General features: G+C 62.7%; 28 protein-coding genes. 8 read left to right on the top strand and 20 right to left on the bottom strand.

Translation table 11 applies throughout. The features are described 5' to 3' along the window. Positions 1–95: 95 nt before the first annotated feature. The 7 genes from VQ045_RS08940 to metH form a co-directional block, all read right to left on the bottom strand. Entirely contained in the window at positions 96–245 is a 150-nt protein-coding gene (locus VQ045_RS08940) for a hypothetical protein (RefSeq protein WP_327623546.1), read from the bottom strand. A gap of 67 nt (positions 246–312) precedes the next feature. Next, on the bottom strand, positions 313–576 hold the full coding sequence (minE, locus tag VQ045_RS08935) for a cell division topological specificity factor MinE (protein ID WP_327623545.1): 264 nt from the start codon (positions 574–576) through the stop codon (positions 313–315). Beyond that, entirely contained in the window at positions 573–1,388 is an 816-nt protein-coding gene (gene minD, locus VQ045_RS08930) for a septum site-determining protein MinD (protein WP_327623544.1), read from the bottom strand. The genes minE and minD overlap by 4 nt, the downstream gene beginning before the upstream one ends. A gap of 32 nt (positions 1,389–1,420) precedes the next feature. Continuing rightward, a complete protein-coding gene (gene minC, locus VQ045_RS08925) occupies positions 1,421–2,182 on the bottom strand; it encodes a septum site-determining protein MinC (protein ID WP_327623543.1) in 762 nt (253 codons plus the stop codon). 219 nt (positions 2,183–2,401) lie between these two features. Continuing rightward, positions 2,402–3,544 carry a CaiB/BaiF CoA transferase family protein gene (locus VQ045_RS08920; RefSeq protein ID WP_331829863.1) on the bottom strand — a complete coding sequence of 381 codons (1,143 nt, stop codon included), beginning with the start codon at positions 3,542–3,544 and terminating at the stop codon, positions 2,402–2,404. A 75-nt stretch (positions 3,545–3,619) separates the two neighbouring features. Further along, positions 3,620–4,444 carry a ferredoxin--NADP reductase gene (locus VQ045_RS08915; RefSeq protein WP_331829862.1) on the bottom strand — a complete coding sequence of 275 codons (825 nt, stop codon included), beginning with the start codon at positions 4,442–4,444 and terminating at the stop codon, positions 3,620–3,622. A gap of 310 nt (positions 4,445–4,754) precedes the next feature. Then, positions 4,755–8,540, bottom strand: a complete 3,786-nt coding sequence (gene metH / locus VQ045_RS08910) for a methionine synthase (protein ID WP_331829861.1) — start codon at positions 8,538–8,540, stop codon at positions 4,755–4,757. 190 nt (positions 8,541–8,730) lie between these two features. Between metH and VQ045_RS08905 the strand changes: the two genes are divergently transcribed. Both VQ045_RS08905 and VQ045_RS08900 read left to right on the top strand, forming a co-directional pair. Further along, positions 8,731–9,006 carry a toxin gene (locus VQ045_RS08905; RefSeq protein WP_331829860.1) on the top strand — a complete coding sequence of 92 codons (276 nt, stop codon included), beginning with the start codon at positions 8,731–8,733 and terminating at the stop codon, positions 9,004–9,006. After that, on the top strand, positions 9,003–9,278 hold the full coding sequence (locus tag VQ045_RS08900) for a CopG family antitoxin (RefSeq protein WP_331829859.1): 276 nt from the start codon (positions 9,003–9,005) through the stop codon (positions 9,276–9,278). The genes VQ045_RS08905 and VQ045_RS08900 overlap by 4 nt, the downstream gene beginning before the upstream one ends. Before the next feature lie 130 nt (positions 9,279–9,408). On the opposite strand, the gene VQ045_RS08895 is transcribed toward VQ045_RS08900, so the two are convergent. The 3 genes from VQ045_RS08895 to VQ045_RS08885 all read right to left on the bottom strand — a co-directional run bounded on the left by VQ045_RS08895 (position 9,409) and on the right by VQ045_RS08885 (position 12,178). Next, positions 9,409–10,773: an aspartate aminotransferase family protein gene (locus VQ045_RS08895; RefSeq protein ID WP_331829858.1), complete on the bottom strand. Its 1,365-nt coding sequence runs from the start codon at positions 10,771–10,773 to the stop codon at positions 9,409–9,411. A gap of 456 nt (positions 10,774–11,229) precedes the next feature. Continuing rightward, entirely contained in the window at positions 11,230–11,745 is a 516-nt protein-coding gene (locus VQ045_RS08890; protein WP_442879841.1) for a copper chaperone PCu(A)C, read from the bottom strand. Positions 11,746–11,803: 58 nt separating this feature from the next. Continuing rightward, on the bottom strand, positions 11,804–12,178 hold the full coding sequence (locus VQ045_RS08885) for a hypothetical protein (RefSeq protein ID WP_331829857.1): 375 nt from the start codon (positions 12,176–12,178) through the stop codon (positions 11,804–11,806). Positions 12,179–12,379: 201 nt separating this feature from the next. Between VQ045_RS08885 and VQ045_RS08880 the strand changes: the two genes are divergently transcribed. From VQ045_RS08880 to VQ045_RS08870, 3 genes are all read left to right on the top strand, one after another. Further along, positions 12,380–12,931, top strand: a complete 552-nt coding sequence (locus VQ045_RS08880; protein ID WP_331829856.1) for a sigma-70 family RNA polymerase sigma factor — start codon at positions 12,380–12,382, stop codon at positions 12,929–12,931. A 2-nt stretch (positions 12,932–12,933) separates the two neighbouring features. Continuing rightward, positions 12,934–13,572 (top strand): NrsF family protein, encoded by a 639-nt coding sequence (locus tag VQ045_RS08875; RefSeq protein WP_331829855.1) that lies wholly within the window; start codon positions 12,934–12,936, stop codon positions 13,570–13,572. Between the two features lie 192 nt (positions 13,573–13,764). Then, the gene (locus tag VQ045_RS08870; RefSeq protein WP_331829854.1) at positions 13,765–14,091 is read left to right on the top strand and encodes a hypothetical protein; all 327 of its coding nucleotides are present in this window, start codon (positions 13,765–13,767) and stop codon (positions 14,089–14,091) included. Positions 14,092–14,195: 104 nt separating this feature from the next. On the opposite strand, the gene VQ045_RS08865 is transcribed toward VQ045_RS08870, so the two are convergent. The 10 genes from VQ045_RS08865 to VQ045_RS08820 all read right to left on the bottom strand — a co-directional run bounded on the left by VQ045_RS08865 (position 14,196) and on the right by VQ045_RS08820 (position 22,919). Beyond that, positions 14,196–14,714, bottom strand: coding sequence for a DsrE family protein (locus VQ045_RS08865; protein ID WP_331829853.1), 519 nt, complete (start codon positions 14,712–14,714; stop codon positions 14,196–14,198). A 113-nt stretch (positions 14,715–14,827) separates the two neighbouring features. Next, complete coding sequence (locus VQ045_RS08860) at positions 14,828–15,988, bottom strand: c-type cytochrome (RefSeq protein ID WP_331829852.1); 1,161 nt, start codon at positions 15,986–15,988, stop codon at positions 14,828–14,830. Continuing rightward, complete coding sequence (soxC, locus tag VQ045_RS08855; protein ID WP_331829851.1) at positions 15,972–17,264, bottom strand: sulfite dehydrogenase; 1,293 nt, start codon at positions 17,262–17,264, stop codon at positions 15,972–15,974. The genes VQ045_RS08860 and soxC overlap by 17 nt, the downstream gene beginning before the upstream one ends. Positions 17,265–17,338: 74 nt before the next feature. Further along, complete coding sequence (gene soxB, locus VQ045_RS08850) at positions 17,339–19,033, bottom strand: thiosulfohydrolase SoxB (protein ID WP_331829850.1); 1,695 nt, start codon at positions 19,031–19,033, stop codon at positions 17,339–17,341. Between the two features lie 100 nt (positions 19,034–19,133). Further along, positions 19,134–19,976 (bottom strand): sulfur oxidation c-type cytochrome SoxA, encoded by an 843-nt coding sequence (soxA, locus tag VQ045_RS08845; protein WP_327645950.1) that lies wholly within the window; start codon positions 19,974–19,976, stop codon positions 19,134–19,136. A gap of 90 nt (positions 19,977–20,066) precedes the next feature. After that, positions 20,067–20,390, bottom strand: coding sequence for a thiosulfate oxidation carrier complex protein SoxZ (soxZ, locus tag VQ045_RS08840; protein ID WP_327623523.1), 324 nt, complete (start codon positions 20,388–20,390; stop codon positions 20,067–20,069). Positions 20,391–20,485: 95 nt separating this feature from the next. Beyond that, positions 20,486–20,941: a thiosulfate oxidation carrier protein SoxY gene (gene soxY / locus VQ045_RS08835; RefSeq protein WP_327623522.1), complete on the bottom strand. Its 456-nt coding sequence runs from the start codon at positions 20,939–20,941 to the stop codon at positions 20,486–20,488. A 15-nt stretch (positions 20,942–20,956) separates the two neighbouring features. After that, a complete protein-coding gene (gene soxX / locus VQ045_RS08830; RefSeq protein ID WP_327623521.1) occupies positions 20,957–21,418 on the bottom strand; it encodes a sulfur oxidation c-type cytochrome SoxX in 462 nt (153 codons plus the stop codon). Between the two features lie 148 nt (positions 21,419–21,566). Then, entirely contained in the window at positions 21,567–22,154 is a 588-nt protein-coding gene (locus tag VQ045_RS08825) for a thioredoxin family protein (protein WP_327623520.1), read from the bottom strand. A gap of 30 nt (positions 22,155–22,184) precedes the next feature. Then, positions 22,185–22,919, bottom strand: coding sequence for a cytochrome c biogenesis CcdA family protein (locus VQ045_RS08820; protein WP_327623519.1), 735 nt, complete (start codon positions 22,917–22,919; stop codon positions 22,185–22,187). Between the two features lie 88 nt (positions 22,920–23,007). Here VQ045_RS08820 and VQ045_RS08815 point away from each other — a divergent pair, with 88 nt between their 5' ends. From VQ045_RS08815 to VQ045_RS08805, 3 genes are all read left to right on the top strand, one after another. After that, entirely contained in the window at positions 23,008–23,427 is a 420-nt protein-coding gene (locus VQ045_RS08815) for a transcriptional regulator (RefSeq protein ID WP_331829849.1), read from the top strand. Between the two features lie 31 nt (positions 23,428–23,458). Further along, on the top strand, positions 23,459–23,818 hold the full coding sequence (locus VQ045_RS08810; protein ID WP_442879843.1) for an ArsR/SmtB family transcription factor: 360 nt from the start codon (positions 23,459–23,461) through the stop codon (positions 23,816–23,818). A gap of 108 nt (positions 23,819–23,926) precedes the next feature. Next, the gene (locus VQ045_RS08805; protein WP_331829848.1) at positions 23,927–25,024 is read left to right on the top strand and encodes a YeeE/YedE family protein; all 1,098 of its coding nucleotides are present in this window, start codon (positions 23,927–23,929) and stop codon (positions 25,022–25,024) included.

Here is a 25,024-nt window from a genome sequence, read left to right as displayed (position 1 = left end):
TTCGCGCGCAAACAGGATGTCCGAAACGCATCGCGGCCCGGCCGCGCAATGCGCAGCCGGGCCGCTCGATGGTGTTCGATGGAAGGAAGCTGGCGTCAGCGCGCGGCGGCCTGCTCGCAGGCTTCGACGTGCTTGGCCAGCGCCTCGGTCGAGAGAATGGAGCTGATCGTGCGAATGTCGCGGTTCTGGAACTTCGGCGTCTGCTGCAGTTCCTTCAACCGCTCCAGGAGGGTTACTCGGCTCATGCTGGTCTCCTTTTCCTGTCGGGAGCCGCCGCGATCGCGTGCGGTGGGCTCGTTGGGCGTGCGGCCGTCAGGCCGCCCGCACGCTGGCGGTCGTGGGAATCTCGATATCGACCTCGAGGGTCGAAACGTTCTCGCCGCGATCCATTTTAACGCTCACCATGTCGCCATCGACCTGCACATGCTTGGCGATGACGGCCAGAATTTCCTCCCGAAGCAGGGCCACGAGATCGGAGTGCCCGACCGTCGCCCGTTCGTGCGCGAGCAGTATCTGCAGGCGCTCGCGCGCCATCGGCGCCGAGGTCTGTTTGCTGAAGAAACTGAAAAGGCTCATGCCGCCCTCCGTCCGAAGAGTTTGCCAAACAGGCCGCGCCTCTCGCCGGGTATCGACATCGGCACCTGTTCGCCGGCAAGGCGACGGGCGGCGTCTCTGTAGGCGAGAGCCGGCGCGCTCTGATTCTCGCCAAGCGTCACCGGCGTTCCGAGATTCGACGCCCGCAACACATCCATGCTCTCGGGGATAATGCCGAGGAGCGGGATCGACAGGATGTCGAGAACGTCCTCCACCTTCAGCATGTCGCCGCGCTCGGCACGGGCGGGGTCGTAGCGGGTCAACAACAGATGTTTCTCGATCCGCTCGCCGCGCTCCGCCTTGGCGGTCTTGGAATCGAGCAAACCGATGATCCGGTCCGAGTCGCGCACCGAAGACACTTCCGGATTGGTGACGACGACAGCGACGTCGGCATGGCGCATGGCGAGTGTCGCGCCCCGTTCGATGCCGGCCGGACTGTCGCAGATCACCCAGTCGAAGGTCTTTTTCAACTCTTCCATCACCAGTTCGACGCCCTCGGACGTGAGGTTGTCCTTGTCGCGCGTCTGCGAGGCCGGCAGCAGAAAGAGCGTCTCGAGACGCTTGTCGCGGATCAGCGCCTGCGTCAGCTTCGCGTCGCCCTGGACAACGTTGATGAGGTCGTAGACCACGCGCCGCTCGGCTCCCATGACGAGATCGAGATTGCGCAGGCCGACGTCGAAATCGACGACCACCGTCTTCTCTCCGCGCTGGGCCAGCGCCGCCCCTAGCGCGGCGGTGGAGGTCGTCTTGCCAACGCCTCCCTTGCCCGAGGTCACCACGATTACTTTTGCCATCTCGCTCTCCTGCTTTCCGGCCGCTTGCAGCCTCAGCCCAGAATTTCCGCCTTGATCGTATCGCCTTCGAGCCAGACCTGGACGGCCTGGCCGCGGTATGTCGGTTCCATGTCCTCGGCCGTCTTGTAGAGACCGTCGATCGCCACCAGCTCGGCTTCGAGCTTGCGGCAGAAGATCCGCGCCGAAGCGTTGCCGACAGATCCCGCCATCGCCCTGCCCCGAAGCGTTCCGTAGACGTGGATCGAACCGCCGGCGACGACCTCCGACCCCGATGCCACCGATCCCAGAATGGTCACGTCGCCCTCGGGAAAGATCACCGACTGGCCGGAACGCACCGGCTCCGTAATGATGATCGACGGCATCGCCTTGACCGGCTGCGGGTCGGGTGCCTGCGCGGTGGCCGGTTTGCTCGCCGTCTTGGATTTCGTCGATTCCGTCTTTTTCGGCGCGGACTCAGCCACCGGTGGTTCGAAATCGGCGGCAGGTCTGCCGCCCTTCATCGCCGGCGGCATACCGAAGCCGAGCAGCGACGCGCGCGCGCCTTCGATCCCCATGATCCGCACACTGCGCTCGCCGAGTTCGCCGATCAGCTCCTTCAACTGCGGCTGGTCGATATCGAGCCCGTCGACGTCGAGCACGATCGGCCGCCCCAGGAAAAAACCGGTGGAGCGGGCGGCAAGGTCGTCGAGCCGGGTCAGCCACGCGTCGAAGGGAAGTTCCGGCGCGAGAACGAGGGCGAGAAACGAGCGGCCCTTGAGTCGGATCGGGCGGGTATCGGTTAGGGTCTTGGTCATCTCGGTTAATTTTCGGTTGCTACGGCGATCTAAGCGGGATGGGGTTAACCAGTGCTTAACGCGCGGAGCCTGCGCCGGGCTGACGCGAGTCCGCCCGCTGTGGAGGCCGATTGTGTCGATCCCGAGATCGCAAATGGTCCCTACCGAGGCATCCATCTCAAGCGTGGCCAGCGAGCGGATTGCGCGCCGGAAAACTGCCACCTTGCCTGATCCGCCGGCTTAGTCAGCGGCGAGGCCGAAGCGCGCGCCCTGGTGCTCGCCGAGCTTTGGCGCCGGCCGGTCCAGGGAAAGTTCGGCGTCTCCGTAAACGATCGGAGTACGAACACCAGCAATGCCTTGTGGCGCAATCTTCATGTTTCGATGCAGGATTTGCGGATCGGAGAAAACGCCCGCGACATCATTGATCGGTCCGGCCGGCACTCCGACCGCCTCGAGTCCCGCCAGGAGGTCGTCGCGCGTCCGCGCAGCGATCGTCGCCGTCAGGATCGGCGTGAGCGCGTCGCGGTTCGCGACCCGCGCCTCGTTGGTCCGATAGCGTTCGTCCATGGCCAGATCACCCAATCCGAGCACGCCGCAGAGCTGCTCGAATTGGCGGTCATTGCCGCAGGCGACGATGAGGTGGCCGTCGACGACCGGAAAGACCTGGTAGGGCACGATATTGGGATGGGCGTTGCCGAGTCGTCGCGGCGCGACCCCTGTGGCGAAGTAGTTCAGCGCCTGGTTGGCGAGGACTCCGGCCATGCAGTCATAGAGGGCCATATCGACGAACTGGCCGCGGCCCGTCCGCTCGCGATCGGCCAACGCCGCCTGGATGGCGATCGTCCCATACAGCCCGGTGAAGATATCGGCGAAGGCGACGCCGATTTTTTGCGGCTCGCCGTCCGGCGCTCCGGTCAGGCTCATGATTCCGCCCATGCCCTGGATCATGAAATCGTAGCCGGCCCGGCCCGCATAGGGTCCGTCCTGGCCGAAGCCGGTGACCGAGCAATAGACGAGGCGTGGATTGACGGATTTGAGGCTGTCGTAGTCGAGGCCGTATTTCTTCAGGCCGCCGACCTTGAAATTTTCGATCAGAACGTCCGCCTCGGACGCCAATTCGCGAACCTGCGCCCGCCCCTCCTTGGTGGCAAAATCCGCCACCACCGACCGCTTGCCCCGATTGCAGGCGTGGAAATAGGCGGCCGTCCGCTCGCCGTCCCGTTCGATGAAAGGGGGTCCCCAGCCGCGCGTATCGTCACCGGCTGGGCTCTCCACCTTGATCACGTCAGCACCGAGATCGGCCAGCGTCTGACCGATCCACGGTCCGGCCAGGATGCGCGCGAGTTCCACGACCTTCAGGCCGGTGTGGGGAGATTGGCTCATAAAGTCGCCGTGCCGCTCCCGGCGCATCCTGTCAAGCAGCGCCGGCGACGACGCTGTCGGCTTGAGCAGCCCGCCTCAGTCGACGAACGCCCGCTCCACCACATAGGTTTCCGGCCGGCTGTTGGCGCCTTCCACGAAGCCGCGTGCGTCGAGCAGTCTCTCTGTATCCTTCAGCATCGCCATGGAGCCGCAGATCATCGCCCGGTCGTCGGTCGGATCGAGTGGCGGAATGCCGAGTTGGTCGAACAGGCGACCGGTCTCGATCAGCGTGGTGATCCGGTGACGGCGGGTTTCGCCCTCCCGCGTCGCGCTCGCGTGAAACAGCAGCTTGTCGCCGATAAACTCGCTCATCAATTCGTCCGAGCGGGCCGCCTCGACCAGATCCCGCCCGTAAGCCAGTTCGGCCTCGAACCGGCAGGTTTGGGTGAGGATCACCTGCTCGAACTTCTCGTAGGTCTCGGGGTCGCGGACGACGCCCGCAAACGGCGCAATTCCGGTGCCGGTCGAGAACAAGAACAGCCGCTTGCCGGGCTTCAACGCATCGAGCACCAGTGTGCCGGTCGACTTCTTGCGCATCAGCACGGTGTCGCCGACGGTAATCTTCTGCAGATGCTCGGTCAGGGGACCGTCCGGCACCTTGATCGAGAAGAACTCCAGTTCCTCGTCCCAGGATGGGCTGGCGATGGAATAGGCGCGAAAAACAGGCTTCTCCGCGTTCGGCAGCCCGATCATGACGAATTCGCCCGAGCGGAACCGGAAGCTCTGCGGCCGGGAGATGCGGAACGAGAACAAGCTGTCCGTGTAGTGCGTGACCGACGTGACGGTCTCGGCGAAGACGCCTGCCGGAATGGGAAAGGCGGTTTCCGGCGCACGTTCCATCTGGAGAGCGAGAGAACTCATCGGGTTTCGTCCTTTTCCATTCGCAATCGGCGCGTTGCACTACTCACAGCGATCCGCCCACCCGGCGTAAGCGCTCGCGCCCCGTCTGCCGCCGGCTCTTCCATCCCGATTGTCGGGAGAAACAGTTGCCGCACCGCCCGCGACTTCGCCGCCTCTATGATCGTCCCGACAGTATATAGTCCCCACGATACCGCATCGCAGCGTCGTGCGTTCCAAATTCCCGCTCGCTTGTGAGAAATTTTCGCGCTGGGCGCGCCGCAAAGGTGGGTTGGGTCTCCACGGCGATCGTCATGTATCCGGATTGCCCCGCCTATTCGGCCGCCTCCGCCCGCGGCGCTTCCGCCGATTTCGGAACATAGTTCAGCACCGGCGCCAGCCAGCGCTCGACCTCGCCGACGGCCATCCCTTTGCGACGGGCGTAGTCCTCGACCTGATCGCGCTCGACCTTGGCGACCCCGAAATAATACGAGTCGGGATGCCCGATATAAAGGCCAGATACCGACGACCCCGGCCACATGGCGTAGCTTTCCGTCAGCTTCACCCCGATCTTCGCTTCCGCGTCGAGCAGCCGGAATAAAGTCGCCTTCTCGGTATGATCGGGCTGGGCGGGATAGCCAGGCGCCGGCCGGATGCCGGCATAGGGCTCGCCAGCCAGCGCGTCCGGCGAAAAGGCCTCGTCGGGCGAAGTGCCCCAGAACTCCCGGCGCACCCGCTCGTGCATCAACTCCGCAAAGGCCTCGGCGAAACGGTCGGAGAGCGACTTCACCATGATCGAGGCATAGTCGTCATTGGCCTTGGCGAAGCGGTTGGCGATTGCCTCCTCCCCGATCCCGGCCGTGACGACGAAGCCGCCGACGTAGTCCGCCTTGCCGCTGTCCTTCGGTGCGACGAAATCCGCCAGCGCCAGATTCGGCCGGTCGCCGCGCTTGGCAAGCTGCTGGCGCAAGGTGAAGAAGGTCGCGATCTCGTCCTGGCGGTCATCGCCGGTGTAGAGCCGGATATCGTCGCCGACAGCGTTCGCCGGCCAGAAGCCGATCACCGCCTGGGGCCGGAACCATTTCTCCGCGATGATCTGCTTGAGCATCGCCTGCGCGTCGGAAAACAGCGACCGCGCCGCCTCCCCCTGTTTCTCGTCCTCCAGGATCGCCGGATAGCGGCCCTTCAGTTCCCAGGTCTGGAAGAACGGCGTCCAGTCGATATAGCGCGACAGCTCTTCCAGATCCCAATTGTCGAAGACCTTCACGCCAGTAAAGGACGGCGCGGTCGGCTCGAAAGCCGCCCAATCGGGCTGGAAGGCGTTGGCGCGGGCCTTGGCCAGTGGCAGGCGCTGCTTATCGCGTTCGCCCTTCTCGTGCGCCTCGGCCACCTTGCGATATTCCGCCTGAATGCCGTCGACGAAGCCTGACTTCGCCTCCGCCGACAGAAGGTTGGATACGACGCCGACGGCGCGCGAGGCGTCGTTGACGTGGACCGTCTGGCCGCGGTCATAGCGCGGATCGATCTTCACCGCCGTATGCACGCGGCTGGTCGTCGCCCCGCCGATCAAGAGCGGAATGTCGAAGCCCTCGCGCTCCATCTCGGAGGCGACATGCGCCATTTCGTCGAGCGACGGCGTAATCAGACCGGACAGGCCGATGATGTCGACCTGCTCCTTCCGCGCGATCTCCAGAATCTTCGCCGAGGGCACCATGACGCCGAGATCGATGACCTCGTAATTGTTGCAGGCGAGGACGACGCCGACGATGTTCTTGCCGATGTCGTGGACATCGCCCTTGACCGTCGCCATCAATATCTTGCCGGCGTTCTTGCGTCCCTCGCCGCCGTTCAGCCGCTTCTCCTCCTCCATGTAAGGCAGCAGAAGCGCCACCGCCTGCTTCATGACGCGCGCCGACTTGACCACCTGCGGCAGGAACATCTTGCCGGCGCCGAACAGGTCGCCGACGATGTTCATGCCGTCCATCAGCGGCCCTTCGATGACGTGCAGCGGGCGCTCGGCGGCCTGCCGCGCCTCCTCGGTGTCGGCGTCGATATATTCGGTAATGCCGTTGACCAGCGCATGGGCGAGCCGTTCGTTCACCGGCTTCTCGCGCCAGGTCAAGTCCTTCGCCTTCGCCTCCTGGCCGCCTTGCCCGCGCCAGCGCTCGGCCAGATCCAGAAGCCGCTCGGTCCCGTCGTCGCTGCGGTTGAGCACGACGTCCTCGCAGGCCTCACGCAGTTCCGCATCGATGGAGTCATAGACCGCCAGCTGACCCGCATTGACGATGCCCATGTCCATCCCCGCCTGGATGGCGTGGTAGAGAAACACGGCGTGCATCGCCTCGCGCACGGCCTCGTTGCCGCGGAACGAGAAGGACAGGTTCGACACGCCGCCCGAGATATGGACATGCGGCAGGGTCTCGCGAATCTGGCGCGTCGCCTCGATGAAGTCGACGCCGTAGCCATTGTGCTCCTCGATGCCCGTCGCGACCGCAAAGATGTTCGGATCGAAGACGATGTCCTCCGGCGGAAAACCGGCTTCTTCCGTCAACAGCTTGTAGGCGCGCGAACAGATCGAGACCTTGCGCTCGATCGTGTCGGCCTGGCCTTTTTCGTCGAACGCCATGACGACGACCGCCGCGCCATAGGCGCGCACCAGCCGCGCCTGTTCCAGAAACGCCGCTTCGCCTTCCTTCATCGAGATCGAGTTGACCAGCGGCTTGCCCTGGACGCATTTCAGCCCCGCCTCGATCACCTCGAACTTCGAGGAATCGATCATCACCGGCACCCGCGCGATGTCCGGCTCGGCGGCGACGAGATTGAGGAACTCGATCATCGCCTGCTTGGAGTCGATCAGGCCCTCGTCCATGTTGACGTCGATGATCTGCGCGCCGTTCGCCACCTGGTCGCGGGCGACGTCGAGCGCCGCGGCGAAATCGCCGGCGGTGATCAGCTTGCGGAATTTCGCCGAGCCGGTGACGTTGGTGCGCTCGCCGACATTAACGAACGGAATCTCCGGCGTCAGCGTGAAAGGCTCCAGGCCCGACAGGCGCATCAGCGGCTTGATCTTGGGAACCCGGCGCGGCTGATAGCCGGTCACCGCCTCCGCCAGCGCCTTGATGTGGTCCGGCGTCGAGCCGCAGCAGCCGCCGACGACGTTGACCAGCCCCTCTGCGGCAAAGACAGCAACCTCCTTCGCCATCGCCTCGGGGCTCTGGTCGTACTCGCCGAACTCGTTCGGCAGGCCGGCATTCGGATAGGCGCAGACGAGCGTATCGGCGACGCCGGAAATTTCCGCCAGATGGTCGCGCATCGCCGCCGCGCCGAGCGCGCAGTTGAGCCCGATGGTGAAGGGCCTGGCGTGGCGCAGCGAATGCCAGAAGGCGGTCGGCGTCTGCCCCGACAGGGTGCGGCCCGACAGGTCGGTGATCGTGCCGGAGATCATCAGCGGCAGGCGCACACCCTTCTCCGCGAAGATTTCCTCGCAGGCAAAGACCGCCGCCTTGGCGTTCAGCGTGTCGAAGATCGTCTCAATGAGGATTAGATCCGCACCCCCGTCGATCAGTCCGCGCAGCTGCTCACCGTAGGCGATCCGCAAATCGTCAAAGGAAACAGCCCGATAGCCGGGATTGTTGACATCCGGTGACATCGACGCCGTGCGATTCGTGGGCCCGAGCGCGCCGGCGACGAAGCGGCGCTTGCCGTCGGCCTGTTCGGCGCGGATGACGGCGCGGCGGGCAAGCCGCGCGCCGTCACGGTTCAGCTCATAGACTTCCGCCTCCATCTGATAGTCGGCCTGGGCGACGGAGGTCGAGGAGAAGGTGTTGGTTTCCAGAATGTCCGCGCCGGCGATGGCGTAGGAATAATGGATCTCCTCGATCGCCTTGGGCTGCGTCAGGTTCAGAAGGTCGTTGTTGCCCTGCAGATGGCATTCGCAGGCGCCGAAGCGATGCCCGCGAAAATCATCCTCGCCGAGGCCAAGCAGCTGGATCTCGGTGCCCATGGCACCGTCGAGCACGAGAATGCGTTCGCCCGCCGCCTTGCGCAGCGCGGCAGCCGCTTCCGCCGGAGACCGGCCCTCGGTTAGCGGCCCGAAGAGTTGGTCGAATGTGTCGGTCATAGCGTCATCGATCCCGTTTCTTGCCCGCAGATCACATAAAGATATGCTTATGTCAACAAATCCTCTCGACCGTCCCGTCGCCTGGCTCACGAGGAGTTGGCGCTGGGACCATCATGAGGGAGGAGGAACGGGGGAGGAATCTTTCTGCGGCGTCTTGCAAGAGAATATATATTCCAAGCATATTAGCGATATGACGATCGAGTGGAATCCGGGAAAGAATGCGGCGCTCAAGACCCGCTACGGCTTCGGGTTCGAGCGTGTCTTGGTGGCGCTCAGCGAAGGGGCGCTTGTCGAAAGACGCGCCCATCCAAGCCGCACGCGCTATGCGCATCAACAGCAACTGCTGGTTCTTATCGATGACTATATATGGGTAGTGCCCTTCGTGGAGCAGGACGGCGGCATCTTTCTGAAAACGATGTTTCCGAGCCGCAAGGCAACCCGTACCTTTATGGGGAAAAAATCATGAAGCGACCCGAGCCGAAGCCGATCATCAGCGACGACGAGCGCGAGGACTACGAGGCGAGCGAAAATGGCGAGTGGGTGTCGGTTGGCGATATCGAAACACAACGGGCGCTTTGGGCCGAGATTGCGCGGGCCACGCTCGACGGCAAGCGACGGCGCATTTCCATCGCCATTCCCGAACGCGATCTGGCCCGACTGAAGACCAAGGCAGCCGAAAAGGGCATGCCCTACCAGACGTTGATCAACTCGATCCTGCATGAGTATATCGAGGGATAATCGCGAGCAGACCGCGCAAATGTGGCTCGCACGGCCTGGAATGGGTCCCGGCGCAAGGCCGGGACGACGCGTGAGAGGAAGGATGACGACGCGTGGAGAACGTCGGCATCCTCTCCGTGCTACCGCCGCTTCAAAGACTCGCCTGCAATTCGTCCAGACTGCGCCGCGTCGTCTCGACGATCGTGTCGATGTGCCCGGCCTCGATGATCAGCGGCGGGCAGAAGGCCAAAGCATCGCCGATGGCGCGCGAGATGACGCCGTTCTTCTGCAGGATGGCGAAGGCTTGCGCCGCCATCGCGCCGGGCGGCTGCATGGCGGCCTTCGCCTTTTTGTCCGAGACCAGCTCGATCGCGCCGATCAGCCCGACGCCGCGAGCCTCCCCGACCAGCGGATGATCTTCGAGCGACTTGAGGCCCGCCTGAAGGTGAACGCCCATCTCGCGGGCGTTGCCGACAAGATCGCGCTCTTCGATGATCTTGAGGTTCTCCAGCGCCACCGCCGCCGCCACCGGGTGACCGGACGCCGTATAGCCGGTACCGAGCGTGCCGATCTCGGCCGACCGGTCGGCGATCGGCCCATAGACCTTTTCGTTGATCAGCAGCGCGGAGATCGGCAGATAGGACGAGGACAGCGCCTTCGACAGCGTCATGATGTCCGGCTCGATCCCATAGGTCTGCGATCCGAACATCTGCCCCGTGCGCCCGAACCCGCAGATCACCTCGTCGGCGACCAGCAGAATGTCGTGCCGCTTGAGCACGGCCTGGATCTTCTCCCAATAGGTCGCCGGCGGCACCACGACGCCGCCCGCGCCCATCACCGGCTCGCCGATGAAGGCAGCACACGTCTCCGGCCCCTCCGCCTGGATCATCGCTTCGAGCTCCTCGGCGCAGCGCGTGGCGAAATCCTCCTCGCTCTCGCCGTCGCGGCCCTCGCGCCAGAAATGCGGACAGGTCGTGTGTAGCACGCCCTCGATCGGCAGGTCGAAATCGCGGTGGTTGTTGACAAGCCCGGTCAGGCTGGCCGAGGCCAGCGTGACGCCGTGATAGCCGCGCATCCGGCTGATGAACTTCTTTTTCTGCGGCTGACCGAGCGCGTTAGAGCGATAGCGCACCAGCTTCATCATGGTGTCGTTGGCTTCGGAGCCGGAATTGGTGAAATAGGCCTTCGACATCGGCACTGGCGCCATGGCGACCAGTTTCTCAGCGAGTTCGATCGCCGGCGTATGCGATTTGTGCGTGAAGGTGTGGTAGTAGGGCAGCTTGCTCATTTGCTTCGCCGCGGCGTCGACCAGGCGCTTTTCGCCGAAGCCGACGGCGACGCTCCACAGCCCCGCCATCGCCTCGATATAGCGGTTGCCGTCGGTGTCTGTGACGAACACCCCCTCGCCCTTCTCGATCACCACCGGGCCGTTGGTCTCGTGCTTGCGGGCATTGGTGTAGCTGTGCAGGTGGAACGCGATGTCGCGCGCCTCGATCGAGTTCGGCTGGACGGTCATGGGGCATCACTCCGGTTGAACGATGATTTTTCGGCGCCGGCTCTCGGCACAGCGCAGGCTTGCTCGTTTGCTGTGGTGCGCCGCCACAAGGCATTTGGTCAACCGACCATACAAAAATTATCGAGCCGCCGGTCGCAGGTCGGGATATCGGTGCCCTGGCGAACGGTCAGCCTTGCGCAAGCTACACGGGCTACCCATCTAAGGATGGTGCAACGCGTCCCTGACACTCAGGTCGATGCGCCTAAGGCCTTTAGCTTCCCGTCCGACCACGGATGTACTGGCGAGTCGGGAAGCGAGGGCCGCACAGTCTCGCAAGAGACGCGGAGCCGCCGGGAGAAATCCAGGCGGCTTTTTCGTTTGTCGCAGCGTCGAAGTCGGCGGAGCCTCGCCGGGAAGTCGGCACCTTCCCCCCAGCGAGATCGATCTTACGATTGAAGTCCGAAACGCAGCGAACCGCTACTTCTGTTCGGCTTGCGTTGCCCCGGGGCTGAGAACCGCCAACACGGCCTCCACCGAGCCGGCGTGCTCGAAGGTGAGGGTCACCGCAACGCTGGCGCCTTCCCTGAACGGCTCGACGATGTCCATGAACATCAGATGGTGTCCGCCCGGCATCAGCGAGATCGTCTCTCCCGCCGCGATAGCGAGGCCTTCCTTGAGGGCGCGCATCCGCATCACCTCGCCTTCCATCGCCATTTCATGCAGCTCGACCCGTCCCGCTGCCGCCGATGACATCGACACCAGCCGATCGGCCGTCGATCCCTGATTGGCGATCGTCAGATAGCCGCCACCGACCTTGGCGCCCGGCAGCATGGCGCGGGCAAAGCCCCCGCTGACAACAAGATCACCCACCGCCTCGGATGCCGTCGACAACGTGGGTGTCGCTTCGACAAGCGTGACATCGGCATGGGCATTGGACAACGGAATGCAGGCGACAAGTGCCGTCGCGAAAACGCGAATGATGAGAATGGTCATGATAATCTCCAGAAAGCAGGTGGGCGCGATTCAACGCGCGACAAAGTGCGGATCCGCTTCAGGAGAGGGTGGGAGGACTTTGTCCGGCGCGCGCAAACAGTGCCAGCGGCCTGCGATCCATCGCGACGGGGGAGCTCGGCAGATCGACGGAGGCGGCGTCGCGGGAAACGGGATGCGCCGCGAGCGGGATCCGGGCGTCGCCGGCGATCCCGGCATGGCAGCAGGCCGCAGCCAGGCACGGGCAGTCGCCCATGCGACCAGCGCCGCTCGATGAATGCCCGGCTGTCCCCTGCCCCGTACAGATGACAGCGCCGGGCCCAGCGCCTTGCGCTGCCATCGCGCCCTGCGCCATCCCGCCCAAGAGCAATTGGACGATCAACAGCAACAGCCCAAGCGCGGTAAAGCCGTGGCGCTCGTGCCGCATGACTCTCATCGGACCGTATTGGGCTGGCCGCAGGGACATGAGTCTCGCTAACACAATCGGCCGATGAATATCCTCCGAAAACGTGAGGTGCGCGCGCCGGCTGGGAATCGCTTCGCTGTCACCATGATGTGAACAGGCTTGAGAGCGAGCGGACGAAAATTTTGCGATGCTGCGAAACATCATCACGGCACCACGCGAAGGACCAACACGATGCCAGTCCCGCCAGCCGATTTCGGACGACTGGACACGCTTTTGACTTCCGCGAACGCGGGGGACGAGAATGCGTATCGTCAGTTTCTTGAGGAGGCCGCGAAAATCCTGCGTGGATTCGCCAGACGGAAGGCGCCCGCAAGTGCCAGTGGCTTCGATCCGGAGGACCTCGTGCAGGAAATCTTGATGGCCGTTCATATCAAACGCCATACTTGGCGAGAGGGCGAACCGGTGGCTCCGTGGTTATTCGCGATCGCCCGTTACAAGGCGATCGACGCCTACCGACGACACGGCCGCAGAGTGAACCTCGACATCGCGGACTTTACCGACAAGCTTGAGGATCCGACGACCGTTCCGAGCGCCAACAGGCTCGATGTCACCAAGGCATTGCGGCTGCTCGCAGGGCGCCAGAGAGAGGTCGTCGCCGCGCTGTCGCTCGAAGGACGTTCGGTCGGCGAAACCGCGAACCGGCTGGGCGTGACGGAGGGAGCGGTTCGGGTTGCGTTCCATCGCGGTCTGGCATCGATCGCCGCGAAATTTGGTCAGGCCTGAATATGGACACGCAATTCCTCATCGAAACGCTTGCCTCCGACCGTGATCGCAAAGCGCGCGGCCAAGGCCCATCATGGTTGTTCCTCGCGGTCTTGGCAGCCGGCACGACCGGGGTCTTGTTCTTCGCCGCGACCGGATTGCGGCCGGACATCGCCTATGCCATCGAAACCGCCCGCTTCATCGTGAAGGTCGTCATCAGCGGCGCCCTGGCGGTCACGGCCTTTCTGGCCATGCGCGCCCTGGCGCGTCCGGGCGCCTCGAAAAGGCGGCCGCTCGACTGGCTGGTTCTGCCGGGCGGTCTTCTCATGCTCGCCGTGGCGGCGGAATTATATGTCGTGCCGCCGAATCTCTGGGCGGACAGCTTGATCGGCACGAACTATGTGATGTGCGTGATCGCGATCGTTTCGCTGGGTGCGCCGCTACTGATCATGTTCCTCTGGGCGCTGCGCCGACAGGCGCCGACACGGCCGGCGCTGGCCGGCGCGATGGCGGGTCTCGCCGCGGCGTCGGTAGCCGCCTTCTTCTATACTGCCCAGTGCCCCAACGACTCGCCGTTGTTCGTAGCGGTCTGGTATTCGTTTGCTGCGCTGATCCTCACCGCCGCCGGCGCATTCGCGGGCCACCGTGTTTTGCGGTGGTGAACCGAGCCTGCCCCACCGTCTAGCGGGCGACCGGAACTCGGCCCGAATAGACCGCCCGCCAGCCTCCCTAAAATAGAATCGAACAAGTTACGCTCAAGACAAGGTGACAGTCTTGGCCGTAACCAGGCGTCTTCCCTCAGCGAATTCACTTCTGAAAGCAACCGCTTTCCGACTTGAATAGAGGAGGCGAATATGAAGACCGTTCTTATGGGACTGATCACCGCGAGTCTGATGCTCCCGGCATCCACCGTCTTGGCCGGCGGCGGTATCATCCCCGGCTCGGAAGATACCTACCGCAAAGCGGAAGAGAACACCCGCTATGAAACTGTCCTGGGCGTGACACACGGGCCGGCGTTCATTTCCAGTCGCGTCCGCTCGTCCACCCGGTTCGGCGCGCCGGTTTCGCGGCATGCGTTTGGCAACCGCGTCCGCATCCCGGGCTCGGAGGCGACTTACCGCGATCTTCAGACCGAGAGCCGGTTGATGCTTCTTCGGTCGCAATCGGCGCGCGGCTATTGATTCCGCCCACGTCAAATTTCCATGACGCGATCGGCCCGGCAATGCTGGGCCGGTTTCCGTTTCCCCACGTCGCCGAGGTCGGATTGCGCCGTGCACCGTAACGGTTACGGCTTGACGATCGTATAGCCCGCCTGGTCGAGGCGCATGAGTTCGGCGACCCCTGCCTCCACGACATCCGCGTATTCGACAATCTCCGGCCGAGCGCCTTCCGCCCGCTCCAGCGAGTCCAACGTGTTGCCGCAGGCCGCGAAACTGACGTTGGGCATGCTCTGATCGAACGCCTTCAGGCGATCCATGACTGGGGACATTTCCGGGCGCAGCATTGTCATGCCAGGCCCGAAAACGACGATGCGAATATCGACCTCTTCCGCTTGATCCGAATAAAAGCGGGACACATTAGCGGCGATGTCGAGGGCCGAACGCATCACGGCCTCGTCGTCAACGGACACCTGAAGGGCCAGTCTTTGCGTGACAAAGCTGGAATCGTCTTCCGCTCCCTGAGCCTTGGCGGACGTTGCCCAGCCGCCCGCCAGCATCGGCATCAGTGTAAGCCAGATGCCCACCGCGATCATCTTCACGGCGGACCTGAGTGCGGCGGAATGCAAGGGACGGCGACGGTGCATGGCAGAGTCCTCCGGCTGATCGTCTTCAGCCGACGATATCTCGCGATGACGATGTCAGCACCATCTATTGCCACACCGCGAGATATCCATGCTTGCCGCTCGAGCCCTGGCGATCAGTCGACGTTGCCCCCGGCTGGCCCCTCGCCCTCGCCGTCGGCCGAGTCGGGCGTGACATCGAGAACCTGCGCCCGCATCGTCACTTTTGCCGGTTCCGGCTTGCAGTCGGTGATGCAGGGATCGCTCGTCTGATAGTGCGCTTCCGCCTCGCGAGTATCCGGGATGAACCCATCCACATTCGGCATTTCGATGGTGGTGAAGTTCTCGTTCGACAGCTCGAACTCCTCATCCGTCACGATGTCGTTGAGGTAGAGGATATAGGCGGTCAGCGCGTAGACGTCGTCGTCGCTCAGCGACCGCGCGTTACCGAATGGCATCGCCCGGTAAACGTAGTCGTAGACGGTGGACAGATAGGGCCAATAGGAGCCGACCGTCTTTTCCGGACGCTGGCGGGTCAAGGTATCGAACCCGCCGGCGAGCACCGGCCAGCGACCGCGTCCCTCGCCGAAATCGCCGTGGCAGGACGCACAATTCTCGGTGAAGATCGGCTCGCCCTCGGCAACCGTCCCACGACCGACAGGCAGCCCTTTTCCATCGGGCCTGACATCGATATCCCAAGCCGCGACCTCCTCTTCGGTTGCCGGTCGGCCGAGGCTGAGCGGTCCGCCGGACGGCTCGGCCGCGACAGAAGCCGCCACCGCAGTCCCGCCCGCCTCGTTCTCGGCCGACTTCGTCTCCGGCTGGGCCGGCTCAGGCGTGGCCACCTCCGCCTCGGCGACAGCTTCGCCATCACCGGGCTTCTCGGCATCCGTAGCCGCCGCAGTCTCGCTCGAGAATGTCGCCAGATAGGCGATGACATCGTCGCGGTCGTCTTCCTTCTTGAGGCCCGCGAAACCCATTTTGGTACCGCTCGCAAAGCCTTTCGGGTCCGCGAGAAATTCCGACAGGGTCGCTTCGCCCCAAACGACGCCGCCTTCTCCGGCCGTCGTCAAGGCGGGAGAATATTTGTAATCGGCAAGACCGCCCGCGGCCCGCCCGAAAAGCTCGTTCAGCTGCGGGCCGATCTTGTTGGCGGCGCCCTCTCCGACCGCATGACAAGCGCGGCACTTGTTGAAGACCTTCTTGCCGGCGTCGGCATCGCCCGCCGCCAGAGCCGATGACGCCAAGATACCGACGATGGCGCCAGTCGCGAGCAGGAGCTTAGGAAACTTCGACATTTTCGAGCGCTCCGTCGGTTTGCAGCCACCAGGTCTGGATACCATTATTGTGATAGATTGAGTTTTCACCGCGCGCCGCGCGCAGTTCGTCCTTGGTCGGCTGAACGAAGCCCTTCTCGTCGATCGCGCGCGATTGCAGGAAGAGTTCCGATCCGTCCCAGTCGAAATCGAGATAGAACCGGTGCACGGCCATCGACAGGCTCGGCCCGTCGATCCGCGCTTCGATCCAATTCCGGCCACCATCAAGCGAAACGTCGACGCGCTTGATGCGGCCATTGCCCGACCAGGCCAGGCCGGTCACGACGGTACGTCCCCGGCCATGTGTGATGGGCGCCTGCGGGCTGGGATTGGTAATGACGGACTTCACGTCCATTGCCCAGGTAAAGCGTCGCGCTTCGCCATTGGCCAGAAGATCGGTATATTTCGAGGTCTCCTCACGCTGCTGCCAAGGGGCATCTCCGACCTCGAGGCGGCGCAGCCACTTGACCCACATGTTGCCTTCCCACCCCGGCACGACGAGACGAACTGGATAGCCCTGCTCGGGACGCAGCGCCTCGCCGTTCATCTTCCAGGCGACGAGGCAATCGTCGAGCGCCTTCTCCATCGGGATCGAACGGGTCATCGCCGAAGCATCGGCGCCTTCGGCGAGAAGCCAGGAACCGGCGCTCTTTACCCCGGCTTCCTCCAGGAGATAGCGGAGCGGCGTCCCCGTATACATGACGCAATGCACCATGCCGTGGGTAAACTGACAGCCATTCAGCTGCGAGCCACGCCATTCCATGCCGGTATTGGCGGCACATTCGAGGAAGTAGATCCTGTTCTCACGCGGAAAGCGCTTCAGATCTTCCATCGTGAAGACCAGCGGGCGATCAACCAGCCCGTTGATCATCAACCGATGCTCATTCGGCGCAATCTCGGCGATACCCGCGTGATGGCGCTCGAAGCACAGGCCATTCGGCGTAATGATACCGTCGAGTTCATGCAGCGGCGTGAAATTGACCGAACTCGTCGAATCCGCCGTCAGCCAAGACACGTCGCGCCGAACGACTTCCGACTCATGCGGCGACGGCATTCCGTAAGGCCGCGCGTCGACGCCATCGCCGAGATAACGGTTCCAGTCCTGAACCTCGGTAATCGCCGGATCGCCGCCCGCCGCGGCAGAGGCTTGCCGGCCTCCGAGACCCGCAATCGCTGCGGCGCCTCCCAGCGCCAGGCTTCGCTTCAGAAAGCTTCGACGGGAGGGCCCGTCTCCCGCCTTTTCGGGGCCGTCGATCATTAGTTTCCTCCGAATATCGATATATTCAATAATCAGAATATATCAGCGCGGACCTTGGCTGTCGAGAAGCGAGTTCAACCTTTCAGTTGAACGCTGCGGTTTTGTTCGAGCGACACCGTCGGATTCTTCGCCAGATAACCTTCGACGACGTCCCAGATCGCCGGTCCCTCGGTCCCTTCGTTGACCGAGGCCCATCCGGCGACGACATATTCCCGGCTCGCCTCGATCGACGTTTCGGTCTTGAGGATCGTCATGTCGGAAATGCGCGAGCCGATCTCCTTGGTCGGGTCAATCCCAAATCCCATACCGCCGACGCGCACCATGTCGCCGCCCTGCTGGTAATAGGGATCGCTGTTGAAGAGGTTGTCCGCCACATCCTCGAGGATGGCCTTCAGCGTCTCGCCGGTCATCTTGTTCCGGTAGACGGCGGGATAGGTCATGGCACAGACGTTGTGGACGTCTTCCATGGTGATGTCGCTTCCGGCCGGGAGGGAGGTACCCCACCGGAAGCCCGGCGACAGGGCGATCTCCGCGTCCCGCTCGGCAAGCAGCGCCTCGCAGATCAGATCATCCCATGTGCCGTTGAAATTACCGCGGCGGTAAAGCAGGCTCTCGGTCCTGCCAACGACGCGCTTCAATTCATCCTCGTAGGGCTCTCGTACTGAATCAATGATCGACGCCATCTCGAGGTCCGGCGTGATGACATCGGAAAAGACCGGGATCAGACGATAGCGGAAGTCCTTCAACCGCCCGTCCGAAATGTCGAGATCCAAGCGGCTGAGGAACTTGCCGTTCGAGCCTGAGGCGATCAGCATGGTCTTGCCGACCATGAAGGGCTCCGGCAGCGCGTCATGGGTATGACCCGTCAAAATGATGTCGATGCCCTCGACGCGTGAGGCCAGCTTGCGGTCGACGTCGAAGCCGTTATGCGACAACAGCACGACCAGATCGGCGCCGGCCGCCTTCGCCGCCGCGACGTGCTTGACGATCTCCTCATCGCGGATGCCGAAGGACCAGCCGGGGATCAGCCATGATGGATTGGCGATCGGCGTATAGGGAAAGGCCTGCCCGATGACGGCGATCTTCGAGCCGCCCCGCTCGAACATCTTCCATGCCTCGAAGGCTGGCTCGTCCCATTCATTGTCGAAAATATTCGAGCCGAGGAACGCGAACGGCAACCCCTCTATGGCGTCTTTCACCCGGTCGGTCCCGTAGGTGAACTCCCAGTGCCCAGTCATTGCGTCGGGCTTCAGCGCGTTCATGGCGGTGATCATGTCTGCGCCGGAGGTCTTGTTCGCCGTATAGCTGCCTTGCCAGGTATCGCCGCCGTCCAGCAGGAGGACATTGTCATCACCGCGCTCGGCGCGGGCGCGCTTGACGATCGTCGCGGTGCGATCGAGCCCGCCCATCTTGCCGTATTGCCCGGCCAGCGCCGCGAAGTCTTCTGACGTCAGCGCATAGGCATCGGGCGTGCCGGGTTCGATGTTGTAGAGCTTGAGGAAATCCGCGCCGGAGACATGCGGCGGCTGCCCCACGGCCTCGCCAACGCCGATATTGACGGCTGGCTCGCGAAAGAAGACCGGCTTCAACTGAGCATGAATGTCGGTGATATGAAGGATCGTGAGATTGCCGAAATCGGGGGCCCCGAGCAGGTCGTCCTCGCTCATCAGCTGCTGCGCGGCCGCACGGGACCAGCGACCGGACAATCCTGAGCCGGTCAGGGCCGCCAAGGCCACCGTCGCGGTCAAAAACTCGCGTCTTGAAAACATAGCTTGCCCTCGTTCCGGACAGCACTGGCGATCCGGATTCGTCAACTCGTTTTGGAAAAGAAGACGCGAGGACGCCTACGGACGCCCTCGCTGACTTGTTTTACTGCCGCACCGCGGGCGTTTCGACCGACAAGCCGCTCCCGCGCCATGAGGTATAGACTTCCAAAGCCATCAGCTCATCGGAAAAGGCCGCCGGATATTCGGCGCGCGTATCGCGGATACAGCCGCGGAACCGGTTTTGGATCGAAACCAGGTTCGACTGTTTCAGGCGATAGGTCGGAAAGCCGTTGGTCTGCCCCTGACTGAGATGATCGGCCCGAATGTACTGGCCGGAATTATCTTCGTGACAGGATGCGCAGGACAGGTTCAACTGGCCGGTACGCAGATAATAGCGATCCTTGCCCTTCTGCCACCAGTCCATCATCTCACCCTCGGCGAGATCGACCTTCGTCGGCTCGCCGAGCGACTGATGCTTGACGAAGGCAGTCAGGTCCTTCTGATCCTGAACGTCGAACTTATAGGGCTCTGCCTCCATCCGCTCGGTCCGGCAGGCATTGATTTGCAGTTCGACGTTGAACGGCTTCTGCTCTTTCTCGTTCCACTTCGGGTAATTCGCGCCGACTCCCTTCATCGACTCCGCCGCGTCGTCATGACAAGAAGCGCAGGACTTCCCTGCCGCTCCCTCGACGGTGTTCCATATCTCCTCGCCCCGCTCGACATTGAGCATGCCGGGATTTTCGAAACTGTCCGATTCAACCTGGCGGGTCTCCGCCTCACGGTAAAGCCAGCCGGATTTCACTTCCTTGAAGGGATGGCCTTCGGGCTCCGTCGGCGCCGGGGCAACGATCGTCATTTCCTTACCGTCGATACTTAATTTCTCGTCGACCGGCTCGGCGGCAGCGCCAAAGACCATTGTGAGACTACCGAAAGAGACAATACCCATCAGGGCGATGGCAGTTTTTTTCACGCGATTTTCCTCCCGATTGCAGTGATCGATGGATGGCCGACCGGCTTCGGAAAGCCGGCCCGATCCTTATTTGACCTCGATCTTCTGCTCGTCCGTGTAGGTCTCGCCATTGTCGTCGACCCAGGTGAACTTGAACGTCCCGCTCTCCGGCACCTTGGAGGTGAACTCGAAATAGGGGTTCGCCGAAACCGCGGGCTCAAGGTTGGTCTCGAAGACCTTCGCTCCATTGAACTCGGCGGTAAACTTGTTGATGATCTGGCGCGGGATCACGTTGCCTTCTTTGTCCTTGCGCTGACCGGATTCCATATCGTGACTGATCAGCGTCTTGATCGTCACGACCTCGCCGGCCTCGGCGCTTTTCGGGACCTTCACTCTGGGCTTGGATGCCATCTTTTCGTCTCCTCCGATGCCCGCGGCTCCCTAGGTCTTGGCCCGGCCGCGCATCGATCGATTTCTGATTCGGTGAATTTTGTCTTATCCGGCGATCAGCCGCCGCAACCACCGATCGTCACCTTGACTTCCTTGCGATCGGAGTAGGTCGAGCCATCGCTCAGCTTCGCCACCGCAATGACGTTTTGCGTCTTGGCGAGCCGAATGCGCGTCGTCGCCACGGCCGAGCCACTCATCGGCGTGAACAGGAAGGTCGCCACCTCCGGATTGGGATTTCCATCGGCGAAGATCGTGACGGATTCCACGTACTCGCCCTCTGTCATCGGGCTCTCGACCTCGACCGAGATCGGCACCGTGTTGCCGTTCTCGGCAATCTCGGGGGCGGTCAGCGAAATCTTGCCGGTCTGCGGCTCGGTACCACCCGTCAGGGTCGACAGAGCCTTTTCCGTCTCCTCGGGAGTTGCGAACGCCCGCCCGGGTGCAAACGCAACCAGGCCGGCCGCCGCAGCGCCGGCGGACAGCGCGAACATGTGTCGTCTCGTGACATTCATTTTATCAACCTTTCACTATTCGCCGTTCAGCGTACCCAGATAGGCTACGACGTCCTCGACCTCTTGCGCCGACAGGATCGTCTTGCCCTGATGCTCTTCGGCGACGTCCACCCCCACATCGAGCGTATAGAAGCCCGGCATGACGGTCTGCTCACCAAACACTTGTTTTGCATTGGCGACGATCGCCCGTAGCTGCCCCGGCTCCCAGCGCGTCGCCACGCCGTCCATCACCGGCCCGACGGTTCCATGGAAAAGCTGGCCCGAAAGATCCTTGTTCGCGTGGCAGGCGAGGCAATTGCCCGACTTGCGATCCGCGAAAATCTCGCGTCCCTTTTCCGGGTCGCCAGGTTGATCGGTCAAAGATTCCGGCACCGCCATATCTGTAAAGGCCACCTCAGTGGGCGCCGTTTCGGCGGCGGTGGCCAGCGGAGTGGCCGTTACGATCAAGGCGAGGCTTAGCGCGAGAGAACGCGTCATGAACAAGACTTCCTCCGATTGCCGGCCTTTTGCGGCCGATCTGCTGCGATTCTGGAACTCAGCTTAGGCGATCCAGTGCGAAAAATGCAAGAATTGTTTTTTTTGAATATTTTGCGGTCGCTCAATCGGACTTGCTGCGCTGCAGCAATTAATTGGCCGGCTGAGCATCGATGAGGCCTTTCTCTTCGAGCCTGCGGGCATGATACTTCTGAAAGTGCTCATCGCCGTCGTAGCCCTTGGTCCTGACCCACTCGAACATGTGAAGAAAGGTTTGCTTACCGAACAGGCCCGGCATCGTTGCCACCGCGGCCTCGCCTGCCGTTCCCTCTTCTGGCACTTCTTCCGGCATAAAGAGAATAGTTGGCGTGAACACGACGGCCCAACGCCGGCCCGCGCTCTTTTCCGTCAGCGTTTCGCCGTCGATGTCGGTCACTTCCTCGTCACCGAACAGATTGTACTGGACGACCTTGAAATTGGCCTGGATGTAATCCCGCACCTCAGGGTTGGTCAGCAGCTCCTCGTGCATCTTCTTGCAGTAGATGCAGCCGCGCTGCTCGAAGACCAGAACGAGGCGTTTGTCCTCGTCCTTGGCAGCCTGGATGTCTTCCGCCACATCCTTGAAGGTGAGGGAGAACCAGTCCTGCTTGTGCAGACCGTCGTCGCCGATTTCCACAGCGTAGGCGCTGCCGGCGAGAACGCCGATGAAGGCGCTGGCGATAAGCAATTGCCTGAGCATGCAGTTCTCCTCTGTTTGCGAACCCGTCGATCAACCGATCGTCGCGAATCCCGGAAAAGTTTCCAAAAGCCAATAGGATATCGTCGACATTTGCCCGGTCGCGAACAGTATCCCCGTGAACACCAACAGGCCGCCCATCACTTTCTCGACAGTGGCCATGTGGCGACGGAAACGCCCGACGAAATCCAGAAAGCGCGTGGCGAAAGCCGCCGCGATCAGAAACGGCACCCCGATCCCAAGCGAGTATGTCGCCAGCAGCCCCGCGCCCCGCAGAGCCGTATCCTGCGAACCAGCGACAAACAGGATTGCCGCCAGAACCGGTCCGACGCAAGGCGTCCAGCCGAATGCGAAGGCGAGCCCCATGACATAGGCACCGACCGGCCCGGCCGGTTTCCTGGCTACTTGCACCCGCGCTTCACGATACAACAATCCCAGGCGCAACACGCCGAGGAAATGCAGCCCCATCACGATGATGATCACCCCGGCGATGATCGACAAGACATCGAACCACTGCGCAACAGCCTGGCCGATGATGCTTGCGGTCGCACCGAGAACGACGAAGACGGTCGTAAAGCCCGCGACGAAGGCGGTCGAGGCCAGCATGATCTGCCGAGCCACAGCCGGTTCGGAGCCGCGCTCACGCACCTGATCGAAGCTGAGCCCCGCCAGATACGCCAGATATGGGGGAACGATCGGCAGCACGCATGGTGAGATAAAGGATAGAAGTCCCGCCAGAAGGGCCGCACCGAATCCGACATCGAGCATTTGGAGGTTTCCGAGGACGATCTTATGTTTGGGCTTCCGAAAGCGATCGTCTGCGCCATAATGGAATCTAATTCATAGAAGAATGCATATGTTTTCATCCGTTGTAAATGTCCGCCCCTTCTCGCAGCTTCTACGGCTGGTTGTTGTCATGGCGGTTGCCGTGGCATCCCTTCTCGCCCATCGCTCCGCGTTGTCAGCCGCCGAGTTGCTGATGCTCGAACAGCCCGGATGCGTCTGGTGCAAGCGCTTCAATGAAGAGATCGCTCCCGCCTATGCCAAGACCGACGAGGGTCGGCGTGCCCCGTTGCGCCGCGTCGATATTACCGAGGACTGGCCCGTGGATCTGGAGGGAATTCGGCCGGAACGGCTCACGCCAACTTTCATCCTGCTCGATAAGGGGGTAGAGATCGAGCGCATGATAGGGTATCCGGGAAACGAGTTCTTCTGGGGGCTGTTAGACGATATGCTGTCGAAACTGCCCGCAGCCGATACGGCTGCACCCGATTGACGAGCCAGGACGGGCAACCAAATTGAGCAGCGTGACTCTTTGGGCCGTACCCAAATTCGACCAAACGACTTCGGTGGAGGAGTCCGACGCGTTTTTCGAGCAGGCGAAAAAGGCGAGCGACCTGCTGAAAGCGATGTCGCACGAAACGCGGCTGATGATCCTGTGCCTGCTCTCGGAAGGCGAACGCTCTGTCGGTGACATTGAAGCGATCTTGTCGATGCCGCAGGCGGCTGTCTCTCAGCAGCTGGCCAGGCTTCGTCTCGACCGGCTGGTGGTGACCCGCCGCGAAGGCCGCACGATTTACTACAGCCTCGCCAATGAGGAAGTGACGTCGCTGATCGGAACGCTGTACGACCTGTTCTGCGCCCCGGTCCGCAGGAAGTCGCTGTAGCCGACGGCTCGGGGATAAGGTTTGCGGATCAGACGCTTGCGTCTGGTCGATGCCACGCCTAGCCTTCGAGGCGGAAGCGCACCGAGATGCGCATTGGGAGGCACCAACATGCTCATGGAAAGCGGCCTCGCGCTGCCGCTGGCCGGCCTGATTGCCGGAACGGCGATGGGCTACGTCGCGCGACGCTATCATTTCTGCACGATGTCGGCGCTGGAACGGCGCTGGTATGCCGGCGACGACAACGGTTTAAGAGCCTGGGGGTTGGCAATCATGGTCGCCATCGTGCTGAGTCAGGCTCTCAGCCTTGCCGGTCTCTTCGAACCTCAGCAAAGCTTTTATCTTTCCCCCTCCTTCGGCTGGACCGGCGCGATCTTGGGCGGCGTCGCCTTTGGCTTCGGCATGGCGCTGGTCGGCACGTGCGGCTTCGGCGCCCTGGTAAGGCTTGGCGGAGGGTCGCTGCGCGGCCTCATCGTGGTCGTCATTCTGGGGCTCTCGGCCCTCGCGGCGCAGCGGGGCGTTGTCGCCATCGGCCGCGTCGCCCTCGTCGACTCCCAAGCTTACGATCTGTCCGCGCTGGGATCGCCCGACCAGTCGCTCGGCTCGTTCGTCAGCGCGATCGCCGGCCGTGACCTGTCGTTCACGGTCGCTGTCCTGGTAGTCACGCTACTGGGGTCATGGATTTTCAGGTCGTCGGCGTTTCGCCATGATCACGGCAAGATCATCGCCGGCGTGGGGATCGGCGCGGTCGTCGCATTCGGCTGGGCGGCGACCTCATGGATCGCGGCCCGGTCCTTTGATCCCGTTCAGATCGAAAGCGCGTCCTTCGTGGTGCCGCCGGGGGACCTCATCCTACAGATCATCGCCGTCACAGGTAGCCTGCCCGATTACGGTGTCGGCCTCGTTCTCGGCGTCGTCGTCGGCGCCGCGGCCGCCGCCGTGCAACGCCGCGACGTCCGCTGGGAAGCCTGCGACGACGCACGCGAACTGTCGCGTCACTTGGCGGGGGCTGCACTGATGGGAGTGGGCGGCGTGTTTTCGCTCGGCTGTACGATCGGACAGGGCATTTCGGCCGCCTCGCTTCTGTCGATTTCGGCGCCGATCGTGCTGATCTCGATCGCGATCGGAGCGCGGCTGGGCTTGGCCTATATCCTGGAAGGTTCGGTTCGTTACGCCTTCTTTCGCATCGAACGGGGTCCGGGGAAGTGA

This window comes from Aurantimonas sp. E1-2-R+4 (assembly GCF_036549515.1).
In the GTDB taxonomy this organism is placed as follows: domain Bacteria; phylum Pseudomonadota; class Alphaproteobacteria; order Rhizobiales; family Rhizobiaceae; genus Aurantimonas; species Aurantimonas coralicida_A.
The sequence above is the reverse complement of the archived record's forward strand: the minus strand, read 5'-3'. Positions and strand labels throughout refer to the sequence as shown.